General features: G+C 50.1%; 19 protein-coding genes. 8 read left to right on the top strand and 11 right to left on the bottom strand.

Going from position 1 to position 17,013, the window contains the following annotated elements; translation table 11 throughout:
- Nucleotides 1–150: 150 nt before the first annotated feature.
- The 3 genes from J2Y43_RS08905 to J2Y43_RS08895 all read right to left on the bottom strand — a co-directional run bounded on the left by J2Y43_RS08905 (nt 151) and on the right by J2Y43_RS08895 (nt 2,638).
- A complete protein-coding gene (locus J2Y43_RS08905; protein ID WP_223406202.1) occupies nt 151–654 on the bottom strand; it encodes a hypothetical protein in 504 nt (167 codons plus the stop codon).
- Nucleotides 651–1,493, bottom strand: a complete 843-nt coding sequence (mreC, locus tag J2Y43_RS08900) for a rod shape-determining protein MreC (RefSeq protein WP_223406204.1) — start codon at nt 1,491–1,493, stop codon at nt 651–653. Before mreC ends, J2Y43_RS08905 begins: the two co-directional genes overlap by 4 nt.
- 119 nt (nt 1,494–1,612) lie before the next feature.
- Nucleotides 1,613–2,638 carry a rod shape-determining protein gene (locus tag J2Y43_RS08895; RefSeq protein WP_015813280.1) on the bottom strand — a complete coding sequence of 342 codons (1,026 nt, stop codon included), beginning with the start codon at nt 2,636–2,638 and terminating at the stop codon, nt 1,613–1,615.
- Between the two features lie 212 nt (nt 2,639–2,850).
- On the opposite strand from J2Y43_RS08895, the gene J2Y43_RS08890 reads away from it, so the two are divergent.
- From J2Y43_RS08890 to J2Y43_RS08880, 3 genes are read left to right on the top strand one after another with little or no spacing between them, the layout of a single operon-like run.
- Nucleotides 2,851–4,353 carry a GH3 auxin-responsive promoter family protein gene (locus tag J2Y43_RS08890; protein WP_309992500.1) on the top strand — a complete coding sequence of 501 codons (1,503 nt, stop codon included), beginning with the start codon at nt 2,851–2,853 and terminating at the stop codon, nt 4,351–4,353.
- Between the two features lie 23 nt (nt 4,354–4,376).
- Nucleotides 4,377–5,537: a 1-deoxy-D-xylulose-5-phosphate reductoisomerase gene (locus J2Y43_RS08885; protein ID WP_309992502.1), complete on the top strand. Its 1,161-nt coding sequence runs from the start codon at nt 4,377–4,379 to the stop codon at nt 5,535–5,537.
- Nucleotides 5,538–5,987 (top strand): hypothetical protein, encoded by a 450-nt coding sequence (locus tag J2Y43_RS08880; RefSeq protein WP_309992505.1) that lies wholly within the window; start codon nt 5,538–5,540, stop codon nt 5,985–5,987.
- Nucleotides 5,988–6,009: 22 nt separating this feature from the next.
- Here the strand turns inward: J2Y43_RS08880 and J2Y43_RS08875 are convergent, their stop codons facing one another.
- From J2Y43_RS08875 to J2Y43_RS08855, 5 genes are all read right to left on the bottom strand, one after another.
- Nucleotides 6,010–6,774 (bottom strand): glycosyltransferase family 2 protein, encoded by a 765-nt coding sequence (locus tag J2Y43_RS08875; protein WP_223406212.1) that lies wholly within the window; start codon nt 6,772–6,774, stop codon nt 6,010–6,012.
- Between the two features lie 38 nt (nt 6,775–6,812).
- On the bottom strand, nt 6,813–7,643 hold the full coding sequence (locus tag J2Y43_RS08870) for a glycosyltransferase (protein WP_309992510.1): 831 nt from the start codon (nt 7,641–7,643) through the stop codon (nt 6,813–6,815).
- A gap of 7 nt (nt 7,644–7,650) precedes the next feature.
- Nucleotides 7,651–8,469: a phytanoyl-CoA dioxygenase family protein gene (locus J2Y43_RS08865; RefSeq protein ID WP_309992513.1), complete on the bottom strand. Its 819-nt coding sequence runs from the start codon at nt 8,467–8,469 to the stop codon at nt 7,651–7,653.
- 96 nt (nt 8,470–8,565) lie between these two features.
- Entirely contained in the window at nt 8,566–9,501 is a 936-nt protein-coding gene (locus J2Y43_RS08860; protein WP_291204411.1) for a hypothetical protein, read from the bottom strand.
- A 39-nt stretch (nt 9,502–9,540) separates the two neighbouring features.
- Nucleotides 9,541–10,422 (bottom strand): class I SAM-dependent methyltransferase, encoded by an 882-nt coding sequence (locus J2Y43_RS08855; RefSeq protein WP_188939203.1) that lies wholly within the window; start codon nt 10,420–10,422, stop codon nt 9,541–9,543.
- A gap of 185 nt (nt 10,423–10,607) precedes the next feature.
- On the opposite strand from J2Y43_RS08855, the gene J2Y43_RS08850 reads away from it, so the two are divergent.
- The gene (locus J2Y43_RS08850) at nt 10,608–11,801 is read left to right on the top strand and encodes a M20 family metallopeptidase (RefSeq protein ID WP_309992517.1); all 1,194 of its coding nucleotides are present in this window, start codon (nt 10,608–10,610) and stop codon (nt 11,799–11,801) included.
- Here J2Y43_RS08850 and J2Y43_RS08845 read toward each other — a convergent pair.
- Together J2Y43_RS08845 and J2Y43_RS08840 are read right to left on the bottom strand one after the other, a co-directional pair.
- Nucleotides 11,764–12,525: a polyprenol monophosphomannose synthase gene (locus J2Y43_RS08845; protein ID WP_309992521.1), complete on the bottom strand. Its 762-nt coding sequence runs from the start codon at nt 12,523–12,525 to the stop codon at nt 11,764–11,766. The two genes, J2Y43_RS08850 and J2Y43_RS08845, sit on opposite strands and share 38 nt — an antisense overlap.
- 55 nt (nt 12,526–12,580) lie before the next feature.
- Nucleotides 12,581–12,940, bottom strand: coding sequence for a DUF4296 domain-containing protein (locus J2Y43_RS08840; protein ID WP_309992523.1), 360 nt, complete (start codon nt 12,938–12,940; stop codon nt 12,581–12,583).
- An 84-nt stretch (nt 12,941–13,024) separates the two neighbouring features.
- On the opposite strand from J2Y43_RS08840, the gene J2Y43_RS08835 reads away from it, so the two are divergent.
- The 4 genes from J2Y43_RS08835 to J2Y43_RS08820 are packed head-to-tail and all read left to right on the top strand — an operon-like array spanning nt 13,025 to nt 16,495.
- Entirely contained in the window at nt 13,025–13,918 is an 894-nt protein-coding gene (locus J2Y43_RS08835; RefSeq protein WP_309992526.1) for a DUF58 domain-containing protein, read from the top strand.
- Nucleotides 13,911–14,837 carry a hypothetical protein gene (locus tag J2Y43_RS08830; RefSeq protein WP_309992529.1) on the top strand — a complete coding sequence of 309 codons (927 nt, stop codon included), beginning with the start codon at nt 13,911–13,913 and terminating at the stop codon, nt 14,835–14,837. Before J2Y43_RS08835 ends, J2Y43_RS08830 begins: the two co-directional genes overlap by 8 nt.
- Before the next feature lie 12 nt (nt 14,838–14,849).
- Nucleotides 14,850–15,869, top strand: a complete 1,020-nt coding sequence (locus J2Y43_RS08825) for a VWA domain-containing protein (protein ID WP_309992531.1) — start codon at nt 14,850–14,852, stop codon at nt 15,867–15,869.
- Nucleotides 15,869–16,495, top strand: a complete 627-nt coding sequence (locus J2Y43_RS08820) for a ribonuclease HII (RefSeq protein ID WP_309992533.1) — start codon at nt 15,869–15,871, stop codon at nt 16,493–16,495. The genes J2Y43_RS08825 and J2Y43_RS08820 overlap by 1 nt, the downstream gene beginning before the upstream one ends.
- Here the strand turns inward: J2Y43_RS08820 and J2Y43_RS08815 are convergent.
- Nucleotides 16,456–16,989: a DUF2480 family protein gene (locus tag J2Y43_RS08815; protein ID WP_309992535.1), complete on the bottom strand. Its 534-nt coding sequence runs from the start codon at nt 16,987–16,989 to the stop codon at nt 16,456–16,458. The two genes, J2Y43_RS08820 and J2Y43_RS08815, sit on opposite strands and share 40 nt — an antisense overlap.
- Between the last annotated feature and the right edge of the window lie 24 nt (nt 16,990–17,013).

The following is a 17,013-nucleotide window of genomic DNA, read 5'->3' as shown; positions in this document are numbered from 1 at the left end:
GGAGCGTCCTAACTGCCCTTATTTCACGATAAAATTAAAAAGAGCGGGGATGAATAAACTGCCTCCCCAGACGGTGTCGCCTCCTATCGTTAATTTAATGTTAATACATCAAATTCCGAGCCAAAAAGGAGGCTCCGCCAAAATGTCATGTTAGCGTTTGGAGAAGAGTTCCAGCAGGATAATGAGGATGGTAGTGAAAAGCGCGCTGGCACCGATGCGTATCAGTGTGTAAAGGATCATTCCAAAGTTGTTCATCTCCATCAGGAACAGCATCGAATGGTGGATCAGGATCAGCGGGAAAATGTACGAGACAAACGCCCCCAGTCCTTGTGCACGTATGCCTACCTCGGCGCGTTCGGCCCCGCGCGACTTCATCTGGTAATGGATCAGGAATGGCCTCAGGTAGGCGATCAGCACCGTAGCGGAGGCGTGCATACCGAAAGTATTCGAGAAAACATCCACCACAAAGCCTACTGCGAAGGCAATGAGCAGCGTATACATCCGGTCCATGTCCGCGGGCAGCAGCAGGATGGCCGCGATGTAAATGAAACAGAACGCGTAGTTGAACAGCACGATATTCCGCATGAAGAAGATCTGCAAAAACAGGTAAAGCAGGATCATCAGGGAATATTGTATCGCCTCGCGTAAGCTCATTTTTTCAGTTCTATGGTTCTTGCTTTAAGATTTTCCTGTTCTACAAGTTGGTGATTTTGTACCACATACACGTACGACAGGTTCCGGAAGTCGGTCGCCAGCTTCAACACGATGTTGTAAAACGTCTGGTTTGGGTTCACGGCAACGCTCTGCACTTTTCCAACCATGATGTTCGGAGGAAAAACAGAGTTCTGGTCCGAAGTTACCGCCGAGTCTCCCTTGAAGACTTTGGTATACTTCGACACGTCGATCATATCGATCAGGTTAGGATCTTTCCCGTCCCATTTGGCATAACCGATTTCCTTGCTGCGCACGAGCTTGGACGAAACCATAAAGTTCGAATGCAATATCGACGTGATCACCGAGTAATGTTCGGAGCAGAACCGCACCTTACCAACTACACCCGTTGCGGAAATGACGCCCATACCAGGTTTGATGCCGTGCGCCGTACCCTTGTCGATCGTGATGACGTTGTTCGCCTTGTTGGTTTCATTATCCACCACTTTCGCCACGGTGTAAGAGAACCGCGCTGCAAATGCAGAATCCGGCACATAACCCGCAGGTAACTGGCTCGGGTTGGTCTGGCTTAGCCGCGCTACCTGCGCGTGCAAATGTGCATTCTCGCTAGCGAGGTCCGCATTGATCTCGTCAAGCTTGGTATAATCGCGCACCGAGTTCGAGAACGCGAGCGTCTTGGCGACGTAGTAATTGGAAGTATTGAAATAGGTGGCTCCCCAGTAGGTATTGTTGCGCACGATCATCCAGGCACTGAGCACTTCCAGCAGCACAAATACCAAAAAGAAACGATTCCGGACAACGAAATCAACGAGTTGGAGCATGGGGTTAAATGTTCACGCGCAGTTCATCAATGGGTGCACATGGCGCACATTGCGCAAAAATAGAAAATTTTTTACGCCCGGCGCATTGTACGCAGATGGATGAACTACGCGCTCCGATCCTACGAAATCAGTACAGGCTTGTATAGTTCGAGGTTTTTGAGGACTTCCCCGGTACCTTTCACTACCGCCTTCAACGGATCGTCGGCGATGTGTACGGGCAGCTTGGTTTTCTGAGCGATACGTCTGTCGAGGCCGTGGATCAATGCGCCGCCGCCCGTGAGGTAAATACCGTTCTTGAAAATGTCCGCAGAAAGCTCTGGCGGGGAAATTTCGAGGGCTTTCATCACGCCCTCTTCAATTTTGGAGATCGATTTATCGAGCGAATAAGCGATTTCGCTGTAAGTGACACGGATTTCCTTTGGAATACCGGTCATAAGGTCACGGCCGCGGATCTGGTAGTCGTCCAAAGGCACTTCCAGCTCAGGCGACGCCGAACCAATGGCCATTTTGATCAATTCCGCAGAGCGCTCACCGATCAGCAGGTTGTGCTCGCGGCGCATATAGTCGACAATGTCACGCGTGAAAACGTCACCCGCAATGCGTACCGACTGCTCGCAGACGATACCCGACAATGCGATTACGGCGATTTCGGTAGTACCACCGCCGATATCGACGATCATTACCCCATTAGGCTGCGTAATGTCGATCCCGATCCCGATCGCCGCTGCGATAGGCTCGTGTACCATATACACTTCTTTCGCGCCGGCGTGCTCGCAGGAGTCCTTTACCGCACGTTTTTCAACCTCGGTAATTCCCGAAGGAATACAAACCACCATGCGGTGAGAAGGAGTGAAGAAACGGCTGCCGGTATCGATCATTTTGATCATCCCGCGGATCATCATTTCGGCGGCCGTAAAGTCGGCAATCACCCCGTCTTTCAGCGGACGGATCGTTTTTATATTCTCGTTCGTCTTCTCATGCATTTGCATTGCCGTATGGCCGATCGCCAGCACTTTGCCGGTGGTTTTGTCCATGGCAATGATCGACGGCTCATCAACAACAACAGTATCTTTATGGATGATCAAAGTATTGGCAGTACCTAAATCAATCGCTATATCGCTCGTCAAAAAATCAAACAATCCCATATATATTTTTAAAAACTTTTGCTCCCTTTGATTTCAGGATGGCAAAATTACAGATTATTAACCACAAACAAAGGCATTTAAAAAATTTCGGTAGGCGGTATCCGAAGGGCGTAAAACTAGTTGCAATGGGCTTTCCGATAGGCGTTCCAGGTGGCTTTCCAATGGTTCTGAAATCATGGAATTTGTAATTCCTGCGTACATTTGTTTTCACTATGGGAATCAGATCAGTTTTAAGCAGGCCGCTGGCCCGTTACATTGTCAAACAGCAGCAGGAATGGATCGCACGAAGTGTTGAGGTCCAGGAAAAATGGAGAGCGGAACTGGTAGCGAAAGCGGCCGGAACGCAGTTTGGGAAAGATCATTTCTTCAAAGACATTCACAGCTATTCCGATTTCAGGGAGGCTGTTCCCGTGCATGATTATGAGGACCTGAAACCTTATGTGGAGAAAATAAAATCAGGGGAAAGTGATATTTTGTGGCCGGGCAAGCCGCTCTATTTTGCCAAAACATCGGGAACTACTTCGGGTACCAAATACATCCCGATTTCCAAAGATTCCATCTCCAATCACATCGACTCGGCGCGCAATGCCATTTTGACGTATATAGAAGAGACTCAAAAGGCTGATTTCCTGGATAATAAGCTGATTTTCCTCTCTGGCAGCCCGATACTGACAGACACCGGCGGGGTACTGACAGGGCGCCTGTCAGGCATTTCCAACCACCACGTGCCGGGTTATCTGCGCTCCAACCAGCTGCCGAGCTACGAAACCAATTGCATCGAAGACTGGGAAACCAAGCTCGACAAGATCATCGACGAGACGCTCGACCAGCGCATGTCGCTCATTTCGGGCATTCCGCCGTGGGTTCAAATGTATTTCGACCGCATTATCGAGCGGACGGGCAAGAAGATCAAGGACGTGTTCCCTGACTTCTCGCTGTTCATTTATGGCGGGGTAAATTTCGAGCCTTACCGCGCCAAATTGTTCGAATCCATCGGCAAGCGCATTGATTCGATTGAATTGTACCCGGCATCGGAAGGCTTCCTGGCTTATCAGGACAAACAAAACGATGAAGGGCTGCTGCTTTTGCTCGATACGGGCATTTTCTTCGAATTTATTCCCGTAGAAAACTACTTCGACGAGAACCCGCGCCGATTATCCATCGGTGAAGTGGAAGTAGGCAAAAATTATGCGGTGATTGTCAATAATAATGCAGGACTATGGGGCTATTCGCTCGGCGATACCGTCAAGTTTGTCTCGACAGACCCTTACAAAGTACTGGTAACGGGCCGGATCAAGCATTTCATTTCGGCATTTGGGGAGCACGTGATCGGTGAGGAAATTGAAAAAGCATTGAAATACGCATTGGAAAGACATCCCGAAACAGAGGTGATCGAATTGACCGTAGCGCCGATGGTAAATTCGACGGATGGCGGCCTTCCTTATCACGAATGGCTGGTGGAATTTGCCACGAGGCCGAATGACATGGAGCAATTCGCGAACGACCTCGACCGCAGGCTAACCGAACTCAACATTTATTACAAAGACCTGATCACCGGAAGTATCCTGCGCCGCCTCGAACTGACGCCGCTGCGCAAGAACTCCTTTATCGACTATATGCGCGCCAATGGAAAGCTCGGCGGCCAGAATAAGGTGCCGCGCCTCTCCAACGACCGCAAAATCGCCGATGAACTGATCCGGCTGAACCAAAATTGACCGAACCTAACAGTGAGAATGCAATGAAAAAAAGAGTAGCTATTTTAGGTTCGACCGGTTCGATCGGTACCCAGGCCCTCGAGGTGATCGCGGCGCATCCGGAAATTTTCTCGGTAACCGTGCTAACCGCCGGCGGCAATGCGGACCTGCTCATCGAGCAAGCCGTGAAATTCAAACCGGAGGAGGTTGTGATTTGCAACGAAACGCATTATGAGAGGGTCAAAGCCGCCCTTTTTCCATTCAACATCAAAGTTTACAGCAGTGCATCCGCGTTGGTTTCCGTCGTGGAATCGGATCATGTGGATGTGGTACTGACCGCCATGGTGGGTTATGCAGGCCTTCTACCGACGATTCATGCCATCAAAGCCGGAAAGGACATTGCATTAGCCAACAAAGAAACGCTGGTAGTGGCCGGAGAGGTGATTACCGCGCTGGCGAAACAGCATAATGTCAGCATTTACCCCGTCGATTCGGAGCATTCTGCCATTTTCCAATGCCTCGCGGGCGAGCAGGACAATGCGGTTGAAAAAATCATACTGACCGCATCGGGCGGCCCTTTCCGTGGTAAAGACCGCGCGTTCCTCGCGCACGTAACGAAGGCACAGGCGCTCAAACACCCGAACTGGATCATGGGCGCGAAGATCACGATCGACTCCGCGACACTGATGAACAAGGGTCTGGAAGTGATTGAGGCGAAGTGGTTGTTTGATTTGAGTGCTTCCCAAATAGATGTGATCGTGCATCCGCAGAGCATTGTGCATTCGCTGGTACAGTTCGAAGACGGCAGTATTAAAGCACAAATGGGCCTTCCCGACATGAAACTGCCCATTCAATATGCGTTATACTATCCACAGCGACTGAAATCCGATTTCCCGAGGTTCAATTTCATGGATTACCCGACGCTCACTTTCGAGAAGCCCGATCTGGAAACATTCCGTAACCTGGCCATCGCCTATGAAGCCCTGGAAAAAGGCGGAAATGCGGCTTGCATCGTCAATGCGGCTAATGAAATTGCCGTTGATGCATTCCTGCACGATAAGATTGGTTTTCTGGATATTTCGGACGTTATTGTCGAGAGCCTTGCCAAAATCACGTTTATCGGGAATCCTTCAATCGGGGATTACGTTGAGACGAACGAGGCGACAAGGCGTTTTGCTTCTGAAATGATACAGGTTAAAGTCTAAATGAAAACCACCTTTTTGAAATACCTGTCTGTTGCGCTTGCCAGTACATTGAAATTCTTCGGAGGGCCGATTGCGGGGGTCGTGCTTAAACTGACCTGGATTGAAACCGCCCTCTGCTCAGCTGTGGGCATGATGTTCACGGTGTTCGTGCTCACGTACGTAGGCGGCGCGATCCGTAACCTCATTCAGAAATACCGCAAAACGCCGCCCAAAAAATTCACGAAAACCAACCGCATTGCCGTCAACATCTGGCGCAAATTCGGGATTGTAGGGATTGCATTCCTGACGCCCCCATTGTTCACGCCGCTTTTCGGGCCTATTCTGGCCGTCGCATTCCGGGTTCCGAAGGGTTCGATATTCCTGTGGATGTCGGCCAGCGCGCTCGTGTGGGGCCTCGCTATTTCCTACATCGCCCACAAAATGACATTTATCCAGGAGTGGATCAAATAGGAGTGCGGGCTTCTGCGCTGCATTACCTGCTGACTTCCTTCTTCGGCGCGGCGGTTTTCTTCATAAAGTCACCTTGCGAGAAGTACTTTTCGATGAGGCAGTACATCAATATAAAGAAGTACCGGCTACCCATTTCCTTGATTTTCAGCTTCGATTCGCCGTATTTCCGGTTGGTCCAGCTATTAGGCACCACGGCGTAGTTATAGCCGCGCACAATCGCTTTTAATGGAAGTTCAATAGTTAAATTGAAGTGAGGGGCCAGAAACGGCTTGATACCCTCGATGGTTTCGCGCTTGTACAGCTTGAACGCGTTGGTGGTATCATTGTACTTAATACCCATCACCATGCGTACAATCGCATTCGCCACGCGGTTGATCACCTTTTTTAATGCAGGATAATCGATTACTTTACCGCCTTTTTCCCAACGCGAGCCGAAAACGCAGTCGTAATCACCTTCCAGCATTTTGTAATAGAACTTCACGAGGTCCTCGGGGTCGTCGGACATATCGGCCATGAAAACGGCCACGCAATCGCCTTTAAAGCGTTCCAACCCGTAGCGCACAGCATAACCGAAGCCATTGGGGCCAGGGTTGGTATAATAAACGAGTGTGGGAATTTGAAGGGAAAGCTCGTCCAGCACGCGCAATGTCCCATCTTTCGAATTGTCGTTAGTGACACATATCTCGTGAGGGATATTGTACTTATTTAATGTATTGTGTAAAGATACAAGCGTGTGAGTGATCGATTCTTCTTCGTTATATGCTGGTATTACGACGCTTAGCTTCATAAATGTATTTCGTGTTAAACAGTACAAATTAAAGATTATTAATTCGAACTGCCAATTTTTTCAAGGCTGGTAAGGAGCTCGTCATAGCGTTGCAAGGTCTTGGAAAGGGTCGCATCATAGCGCCCATCAAGCCAGTTGCCCACATTGACGAACATTTGTCTTCTATTTTGTAAAAATTTCAAATTTGTGTGCGCATGTACATTGCTCAGGCCAGCGCTATGCTTGCGGTACACGCCCATGACCTCATTTAAATACCCGATTTTACCCCTCGCAGCGAGCTGGAACATGATCGCCCAATCACCGGCTGCCGCTTTCGCGTGCCATTCGGCGAAGTCTTCGGTTAGGAAATAGTTGCGGTAAACCCAGCTGGCGGTAGCCATAAACCATTTGTCTTCCAGCAAATCCTCAATGGTAGAAACGGCTTTCTGATCGGGCGTATTGAAAAAGTGCGATGGCGAGCCGTCTTCGTAAATGACCTCCATATTGTGATGGCAAACGGCGAAATCACGGTTCTGATCCAGGAAGTCGACCTGCTTTTGTAGTTTCAGTGGATCGGTCCAGTAATCGTCGCCTTCGCACATCGCTACATATTCACCCCGGCAGGCTTTCAACAGTTGCAGCACATTATTTCTTCCGGCAAACTCGCGCGGCTCTTTCGGGCCCTGGTTTTCGGAATGCAAAAAAGCCCGGATCAAGCCAGGCCTTTTTGCGGAATATGCACTAATAATGTCCGGCGTCGCGTCGGTCGAAGCATCGTCCCCGATCACAATTTCAAAGTCGAAGCTGGTCTGCTGCATGAATGCACCTTCCAGCATTTGACCAATGTATTGCTCGTGGTTATATGTCGGTACGCAAACGGAAAGTTTCATTCGAATTTTAGCTAAAAACCTCTTTCAGCTGTTCTACCGTCGGGAAATTCGGTGTTACGAGCTCTGTTTCGGGTTTGTAAATGTAGGCCATCGGATAGCCACGCTCGATGAAGGTTGGCTCGTCGAGGTTGTTATAGCGCAGCTGCACCGACCAGCGGATGTTGTTCGTAATGTTGTTGCCCGACTGGTGGATCAGGAACGCCGAGAAGATCAGGATATCGCCGACTTTGAATTCGGTTTGGATAAAATCTTCATCCTTTAATTCAACAGTAATACCTCCCTGATAACCGGAAGTGGATGAAGCCTGCAAGCCGATCTTGTGGCTGCCCGGGATCACCTGCAATGCGCCGATCTCCGCCCCAGCATCGACCATCGGAAACCAGATCACCGCGCTGTCGAGCGAGCCCTGGCCGGTGCGCCAGTCCTGGTGGGCATCGAGTTTCCAGTGCTTGCTGCCGTCTTTCGACAAAAAGCGACTGTTGAACTGCATGGCCGCGCGTGCACCGATAATGGGCGCCGAGAGGCCAACATCTTTCAACAATTTTTCAATAACCGGGTCAACGCCCAGGCGGTGCAGCGGGAATGAATGCTGAACCGTTTTTCCGGTGCTCACAAAACCATCGAAATCCTTTTCGAAGAACTCGAACATGGCGTTTTCAAATGTATCGCGGTCGTCGATATCGACGGTTTTGCCTGTTACGCGCTTAATTTGCGTTGCAAAAATCTTGCGGGCATCGGTGTATATTGCATTAATGACGTCCTTGTCGAGGTAGTTTCTCAAAAGGACATAACCATCGCGGTTGAACTGCTCCTGAAGTGTACTCATTGTGCGATCACGTTTGTGACATTTAATGGTGATTTCTTCAAAATTATCTCGCCATTGTTGCTGAGGTTATGACTAGCCTCAGTTTGATTCAGAATATTAATCTTCCCAAACCGCGTAACCAAAACCCGCCGCACCGAAGCCATTACCATTATAAAGCAGGTAACGCTTGCCATTGTGCTGGTAGAAATTGGCATAATCGATCATTTCGTAGTCGAAATCTTCCGGATTGTCGGATTTCGCGATGCCTACCAGATGGTCTTTGCGCTCCCAGGTGGTTCCATCGGCCGACTCGGCGTAGCCCAGGCGGTAGCTCTGGTTGCGGTCGGTGCGGTAGTCACGGGAGTGGCGGTAGGAGTAGTACATTTTGTAAATACCATCTTCCTTAAATACGCTCGGGCGGCCTACTGCGTGCAGGAAATCGTCGAAATCCAAAGTAGGAATATCGCTGATCTCCCAGTGGATACCGTCTTTCGACGTCGCGGATTGTGCGCGGTAATAAGGCTCGGGGTAATCGTGGATCATCTCACATTTGTGGCCCGAAATGTACCACATCCGCCAGGTACCGTCGTCGTCGATCAGTACCGAAGGCTGCGCGGCCCAGAGCGGGTTTTGAATGCTGCGGTCCATAATGGGCCCGCGGAACATTTTTTTGAATGTGAGGCCTCCGTCGTGGCTTACGGAAAGGCCCATGGAAAGCCGGTAGGAGTTCCAGGTGCGGTTCCAGCCGGTGTAATAAAGCCAGATGTCGCCGTTCGGGCGGTCCACAAACCAGGCGGGCATTGCGCCCGTTTCGTCATATTCACCCGGGCCGCCGAGTTCGAGCACGGGCTTGTCGTGTATGTACAGGATCTTCTTGGGATCATCATAATCCACGTCGATGAACGTCGGCCGCGATTGCGTGCTGTTATCTCTCGTCGAGAAATAGATCCTCAGAAAATCTTTGTGTTTATAGGCAAATGGCACCTGCGCATGGCTCTGACTGTGCGCCAGACTGCCGTCAGGTTTATAAATAACTCCTTTTTTAACCCACATTAGAACGTTGAATTTTGGTATTGAGTAATGGCGTAATGCTTAATCGACTGCTTTTTCAGCACGCAGGCGCCAGTTATCAACGAAATCTTTGCCCGGGATCGGCAGATCGATATCCACTTCCGGTGCCTTCGCGGTTACGCGGTATTCCATTACATAAAATGCATTACCAAACACATAATGCAGCTTGAAGTTCTCGATGTTAGCCGGAACATCTTCCAGCGGCACTTCGGCGCGGAACAGCGGGTTCGCTTTCAGCAAAGTAGCGTAAGTAGGGGTGTTCCGAAGCCACGGGGCCACGCTTTCATCGCCTACCACCACTTTTCCGCCTGGTTTCACTACGCGGGTCAGCTCGTCGAATGCGCGTTTGCGCTCCGAGAAAGTGTTAATGCCGCCGAAATGGAACACGGCGTCGAAAGTATCGTCCGGGAAAGGCAGGTAAGAGCCATTTCCGAGGAAGTAATGCACATTCAGGTCGTCGGTAACGAGCTTTTCCTGCGCCAGTTTCAGCATGTTAGGCGAAAGATCGGAGAGAACAGCCGTTCCGCCGGGTCTTACCTTATCAAGAATCAATGCAGAATCCTTACCGGTTCCGGCACCTACTTCGAGGGCTTTCATACCCGGTTTCAGCTCCATCAAATCAATAAAAAAGCGGCGGGTAGCAGCTTCGTCGGAATGGTTCAGGGTTTCGAAAACCCAGGAAACGCCTTTGTCGTAACGAAGGAAAGCCTGGTCGTACAGATATTGTTCGCGGGCATCTTCGGGAAGCAATTCTTTGGGATATAGCATGTTAACAATGCCCGTATCACCAACTTCATAGACAGTACCGTCTTCGCTTTTGAGAGATTTGCCGTCTTCGGCTATGGTTAAAGGGGTTCCTGTGCGTGGACAAACCAATGATTCTAAAAACTCCTGTTGATTCATTTTTGCGTGTCTGATTGATTCATATCTGGTCAAAATTACCCTTTTTCTTTGGAACACCAGCCAATGCCGGCCGCGTTCTTAGCAAATGGGCGATGTGTTTTCTGTTGTATGGTAACGATACCACGCCATTTTTTTATTATTACCTTTGAATGTTTTGTAAAGACAACCCGTAGTACTTCAATATCATGTCCCAGCTTCAGGAAAAAATCAAAGCGCTTGCCAAGGATCAGTCGCAAGACATCATTGCTCACCGCCATCATTTGCATAGTAACCCCGAGTTATCATTTGAAGAGTTCAAAACGGCGAAATACGTTGCATCGGAACTCACAGCAATTGGCTTACAACCCGAAGAAGGCGTTGCCGGAACGGGCGTGGTAGCGATTATCGAAGGGCGTAATCCGGGCAAGAAAACCGTTGGTCTGCGTGCGGATATGGACGCATTGCCGATCCTCGAAGCGAACGATGTTCCTTATAAATCAAAGGTCCCGGGCGTGATGCACGCATGCGGGCACGATGTGCACACATCGTCGCTCCTGGGCACTGCGCGTATCCTGTACACATTGCGCGAGGAGTTTGAAGGGACGATTAAGCTGGTATTCCAACCGGCTGAGGAAAAAGCACCGGGCGGGGCTTCATTGATGATCAAAGAAGGCGTGCTCGAAAATCCAAGACCAGCGAGCATGGTAGGCCAGCACGTGGCTCCCAATATTCCCGTGGGTAAAATTGGTTTCCGTGAGGGCATGTACATGGCGAGCACGGATGAGCTGTATCTGACTGTCAAAGGCAAAGGCGGTCACGCGGCGGCCCCGCATCAGCTGGTGGACCCTGTGCTTATGGCGTCGCACATTATCGTAGCATTGCAGCAGATTATCAGCCGCAACCGCAATCCGGCTAACCCTTCTGTATTGTCGTTCGGGCGGTTCATTGCCGATGGGGTGACGAATGTGATTCCAAACGAAGTGACAATTCAGGGAACGTGGCGCTGTATGGACGAGGAATGGCGTGAGGACGGCCTGCGCCGCATGAAGAAAATGGCCGAAAGTATCGCCGAAGGCATGGGCGGAAGTTGTGAATTTGAGATTGTGAAAGGGTATCCATTCCTGAAAAACCATCCGGAGCTTACCCGTCGTACCAGAACAGCCGCAGTGGGTTATGTAGGAGCCGAAAACGTGATTGACCTCGACCTGTGGATGGCCGGCGAAGATTTCGCATTCTACTCACAGGTAGTCGACTCGTGCTTCTACCGCCTCGGAACGCGTAATGAGGCGCGCGGAATTATTTCCGGCGTGCACACACCTACATTCGATATCGACGAAAGCGCGCTCGAAATTTCGACCGGCCTTATGAGTTGGCTGGCAATTTCTGAGCTGAATGCTTAGGAATATACCTTTTGAAATAACTATTGAGTTTCAAAGTGATCACACCAAAGATGGCTTCCTTGAAAATGCCTTTCGACATTTTTGAGGCGCCTTTGGTGCGGTCGGTGAAGATGATAGGCACCTCGGTAATGCTGAAACCGTATTTCCACGAGTTGAACTTCATCTCGATCTGGAATGCGTAACCGATAAACCGGATATTGTCGAGGTTGATCGTGTTCAGCACTTTGGCCGTGTAGCAAATGAAGCCGGCGGTAGGGTCCATGATCGGCATTCCGGTGATCATCCGCACATAATAGCCCGCGAAATAGGACATCAGTACGCGGTTAATCGGCCAGTTGACCACGTTTACCCCGGTAATATAGCGGGAACCGACTGCTACGTCGTGGCCTTCGTTCGCACATGCATTGTAGAGGCGCACCAGGTCCTCGGGCGGATGCGAGAAGTCGGCATCCATTTCAAAAATATAATTATACCCTTTTTCGAGCGCCCATTTGAAGCCGTGGATGTAAGCGGTACCCAGGCCCAGTTTTCCCTTTCTTTCTTCGAGGTGAAGGCCCGAAAACTCCTTCATTAACTCCTTGACAACCCCTGCGGTGCCATCCGGCGACCCGTCGTCTATGATCAACAGATCAAACGGATGATTCAGGCTAAAAACCTTCCGGATGATGGCTTCAACATTTTCAAGTTCGTTGTAGGTAGGGATAACTACAATGCAATCGTTCACAGAAATTGTCCAGTTTAGAAGTTAAATGCGTAGTATAGAGCGCGATACAAAAATTTCAGAGCTTAATATTGTTATTTTTCTCCCGATCCTCAATTTTCTTGTTCACTTTTTCGTAAATGGTTGTCATGCGTTCGGGGTGGCTCATGTAGTAAGCGTAGCTTTCGCGGTAGGCCGTGGTATCAACTTTGTGTTTTTTCCAGATATCACTTTTCAAACGGTTGAAAATCATGAGCGACGAATCGAGCGATTTCAGCTGCAAACGGTTCACGCGCGACTCGGCCAGGTGGATGTCTGTCAGGATTACAGCCATTTTTTCTTCGGACAATGTCCCTTCCGGCGGCGTTTCATCCTCGGAACAGGCCGAAAACAGAAGCATAAAAAGGGCCAGGAGGCTTATACCGGTCGTGAATTTCATCGCAGGGCGTAGCTTACTATCAAAATACCTATCTTTGTTTTAGGTACACCAGACGACAAAGGTGGTGATTTTTTTGCAAAACTTATGTTTGAGCAGTTTCTGGGAAAGTTAAGGAAGTATGAAATCCGAATGCGGAAAGCGGTGACCAGCGAGCGTCACGGCAATTTCCACTCGGTCTTCAAAGGGTCCGGCCTGGAATTCGACGACCTGCGCTTGTACCAGTACGGCGACGACGTGCGGGCGATCGACTGGAACACTTCTGCGAAAGGCCACGGTACGTTTGTCAAGATTTTCAAAGAGGACAAGGAGCAAACGGCCTTCTTCATGCTCGACGTAAGCGCGTCGCAGCAGGTAGGGGAGATCAAGAAGCTTAAAATCGATATTGCGAAGGAAATATGCGGGGTGCTCACGCTCTCGGCCATTCAGGAAGCGAGCCGCGTGGGTTTGCTCTGCTTTTCGGATAAAAACGAGCGGTATATCCGCCCGTCCGACGGTATGAAGCACGGTTACGGCCTCATTTCGGAGCTTTATAAACTTGTTCCCGAATCGACGAAGACCAATATCGCCGAGGCCATTCTCGTGGCATTGAATGTACTCCGCCGCCGCAGCCTGATATTTCTGATCTCCGATTTTATCGATAGTAATTACCAGCACAACCTCAAAGCCCTCGCCCGTAAGCACGATCTCATCGTGATCCATTTGTACGATTCGAGGGAGGTAAATCTGCCCGGGCTGGGCATTATCCCGCTTTACGACGCCGAAAAGAAGACTACCGTGTGGGTGAATACTTCTTCGCGCCAGTACCGGGAGGAAATGGCCAACCGCTTCGGAAAAAGAAGTGCCGAGCTGCAACGGCTGTGCCACCAGAACCGCGCCGACTACATTTCCATCAATACCCAGGAGGATTATGTGCCGGCACTGATCCATTTGTTTAAGGTGAGGCGTTATACTAAAAGTTCGGCACCATCCAATGGCTAGGGTTTTTCAGGTATTCTTTTCGGTAGCAATAGGCTTTTTGCTTTGCTTTACGGGCATTGCAAGAGACGCGCACAAACAGCGGATCGCGCCCAAGGGGGTTTTCCAGACCGACAGCGTGGAAGTGGGTAAGCCTGTTTATTTCTCCCTAAGCGTACGCCACAGCCCCGAATCCGAGATTTTTTTTCCTGACAGCACCTACGATTTCTCGCCTTTTGAACTGGTGTCCCAAAGAACTTACGTGTCCAGCACCGACGCCCGCGGGACGCTCGATAGCGCGGTTTACCACCTCATTTCTTTCGACGTATCCAAGGTGCAGAAGCTGCGGTTACCTGTTTTTGTATTCCAAAAAAAGGATTGCACGGCCGTTTTCACGACAGCTGACTCGGTTTTGCTCATCAAAAGCAACAATATCGATCTCAGTAAAAAACCAGCACTGAAAGAAGAAACCCGGCTTGCTGCCCTGAGCCGGGAGTTTAACTTCTCGATGCTGATCGGCTCCGTCGCGTTGATTATCGGCGTGGTGGGAAGCATTTACTGGGTCTTTGGTCGCGATATTTACAAACAATGGCAACTGCTCAAATTGCAGCGCCGGCACCTGGAATACGTGCGATCTTTTAACCGTCTCATGCGTAGCGCGCGCGAAAAAGGGAATATCAAGGACGCCGAAAAGGCGATCATTATCTGGAAAAACTACCTCGAAAGGTTGGAGAAAAAGCCATTTGCGACTTACACCACAAGAGAAATTATTGATAACATGCCCGACGACGAACTGGCTGACGCATTGAAAAACATGGACAGTATTGTGTACGGGCAAGGGCGGTCGGGGAATATGGAAAGGTATCTCGAAGTGCTTAAAACGGGAGCTACACGCTTGTACAGGGCCAAAAGGAAGTTTGTATTAGACAGCCCCGTCGCATAATCCGGACATTGAATGGAAAACTGGTTTTCACTGGAATGGTTTGGATACAGCACGCTGAGGTCGTATGAATGGGTATATCCCTATTTCCTCTATTTGCTGCCGTTGGTCCCCTTCTTGTTTTGGTTGAGAAATGCATTACACCGCAAGCACAAGCAGCGGCTCACGATCACCTACACGTCGGTCACGGGTTTTCGTAGTTGGCTTACATTGCTGCGGTTTGTCCAGCCTATTTGCGTAGGCCTTGCGATATGCCTTATTCTGTTGGCGTTGGCACGGCCGCAGGTGGTTTCGGAGCGGAAAGACCAGTATTCCGAAGGTATTGATATTGTGCTGCTGCTGGATATTTCGGATTCGATGATCGAAAAGGATCTGAGCCCTAATCGCCTGGAAGCTGCCAAGCGCATGGCGCGGCAGTTTATCAAAGGCCGGTTGCAGGACCGCATCGGGTTGATCGTTTTTGCGGGAGAAGCGGTGTCGCTCTGCCCGCTTACGACCGATTATGAATTACTTTATGGCTTCCTGGACGAGGTGAATCCGAGCCTCATTCCCACGCCCGGAACGGCTATCGGTAGTGCACTGGCTGTGGCCGTAAACCGCATGCGTGATACGCCTGGGGAGAGCAAGGTAGCAATCCTGATCAGCGACGGCGATAATACTTCCGGTAACCTCGGCCCGACGACTTCCGCCCAGCTCGCGAATGCGTTTGGGGTGAAAGTTTATACGATTTCGGTGGGTCGGCCCAAAAAAATGTCGAAAGCAGACACCACAGCCCATGCAGGTGCATTAATGGATGAAGGTGAGCTGCAAAATATTGCTGGAATCGGTAATGGGAAGTATTTTCGTGCTACCGATAACACGACGCTGGAAACGGTTTTCAAACAGATCGACCAGCTCGAAAAAGTGAAGTCGCGGGACGTACTGTCGCGCGACGTGAAGGATTACTACCGCGTTTACCTCTATTGGGCGGTTACATTGCTGCTTGTGGCGATCGGGACGAAAAGTACATTTATGGCCAATATTCTGGAAGATTAATGCTGAAAGCTTATTACAATATCGACGCCATCGAGGCTGGGCTGGATGAAGTGGGGAGGGGCTGCCTGGCGGGACCGGTAGTGGCTGCGGCCGTGATTTTGCCGCGCGATTATAAGCATTCATTCCTCAACGATTCCAAGCAGCTCACGAAGGCGCAGCGTCTGGAACTGGAAAAGGAAATCATCCGCGAATCGGTTTCCTGGGCGGTGGCTGAGGTGGATAATGTTGAAATTGATAAAATCAATATCCTGAAAGCGAGTTTCCTGGCTATGCACCGGGCGGTAGACAAGCTGCGGGTGCGCCCCGAGCATTTACTGGTGGATGGAAACCGTTTTACGCCTTATCCGATGATCCCGCACACCTGCATTATCAAAGGCGATGCGCATTACCTTTCCATTGCGGCGGCTTCGGTTTTGGCAAAAAATTACCGGGACGAGCTGATGAGCAACCTGTCCCGGCAATTCCCGCATTATGGCTGGGAGCAAAACGTAGGGTATCCCACAATTCACCATCGCAAAGCGATTGTGCTCCACGGCCCTTGTTCCTATCACCGGATGACGTTCAAGCTGATTAAGGAAGAAGGCGATCAGTCGGTGGAAGAAACCGAAGATTTAGGCTTTTTGTAAAGTGGCACCGTGCTGCAAGGTTCGCCGAACATGAGGCTTTGCACGACGGGTTTCAAAAGTTTGCTTACCGCTACGTAAGCGGATACCGGCACATCTACCTTGCTACATCCTTTTACAACCACGCGTTTTCCCGCAAAGTCATTTGCATTCAGCTTGCCAATGGCGTCGGCGAAGAGTTTGTCTTCCAATGCATTCAAATCACCGAAAACAAATGCATTCGCGTACGGTTCGAGCTGCACGGCCAGGAGCATATAGGCCCAGGTGGGTACTATGGCGTCTTCAGAACAGATAATAGCCACATTTTTGCCCTGGTACTGTGCCCAGTCGTGGCTTTTGAGAAAGTCGCGGAAATCCTTTTCACGCAGGATCATGCCCTGCCAGAGGTTGTCTTTGATATCGTAAACAATGCGTTCGCCGGGGTGGTAGAGCTCTTCCAGGTCCAGTGAGATAATGCCGCTGGTAGCAACCCGGTTTACTATTTCGTCAGTTTCCATGCTAAAAATCCATTTACAAAAAGG

The organism is Dyadobacter sp. BE31 (genome assembly GCF_031457695.1).
Taxonomy (GTDB): Bacteria; Bacteroidota; Bacteroidia; order Cytophagales; family Spirosomataceae; genus Dyadobacter.
The sequence above is the reverse complement of the archived record's forward strand: the minus strand, read 5'-3'. Positions and strand labels throughout refer to the sequence as shown.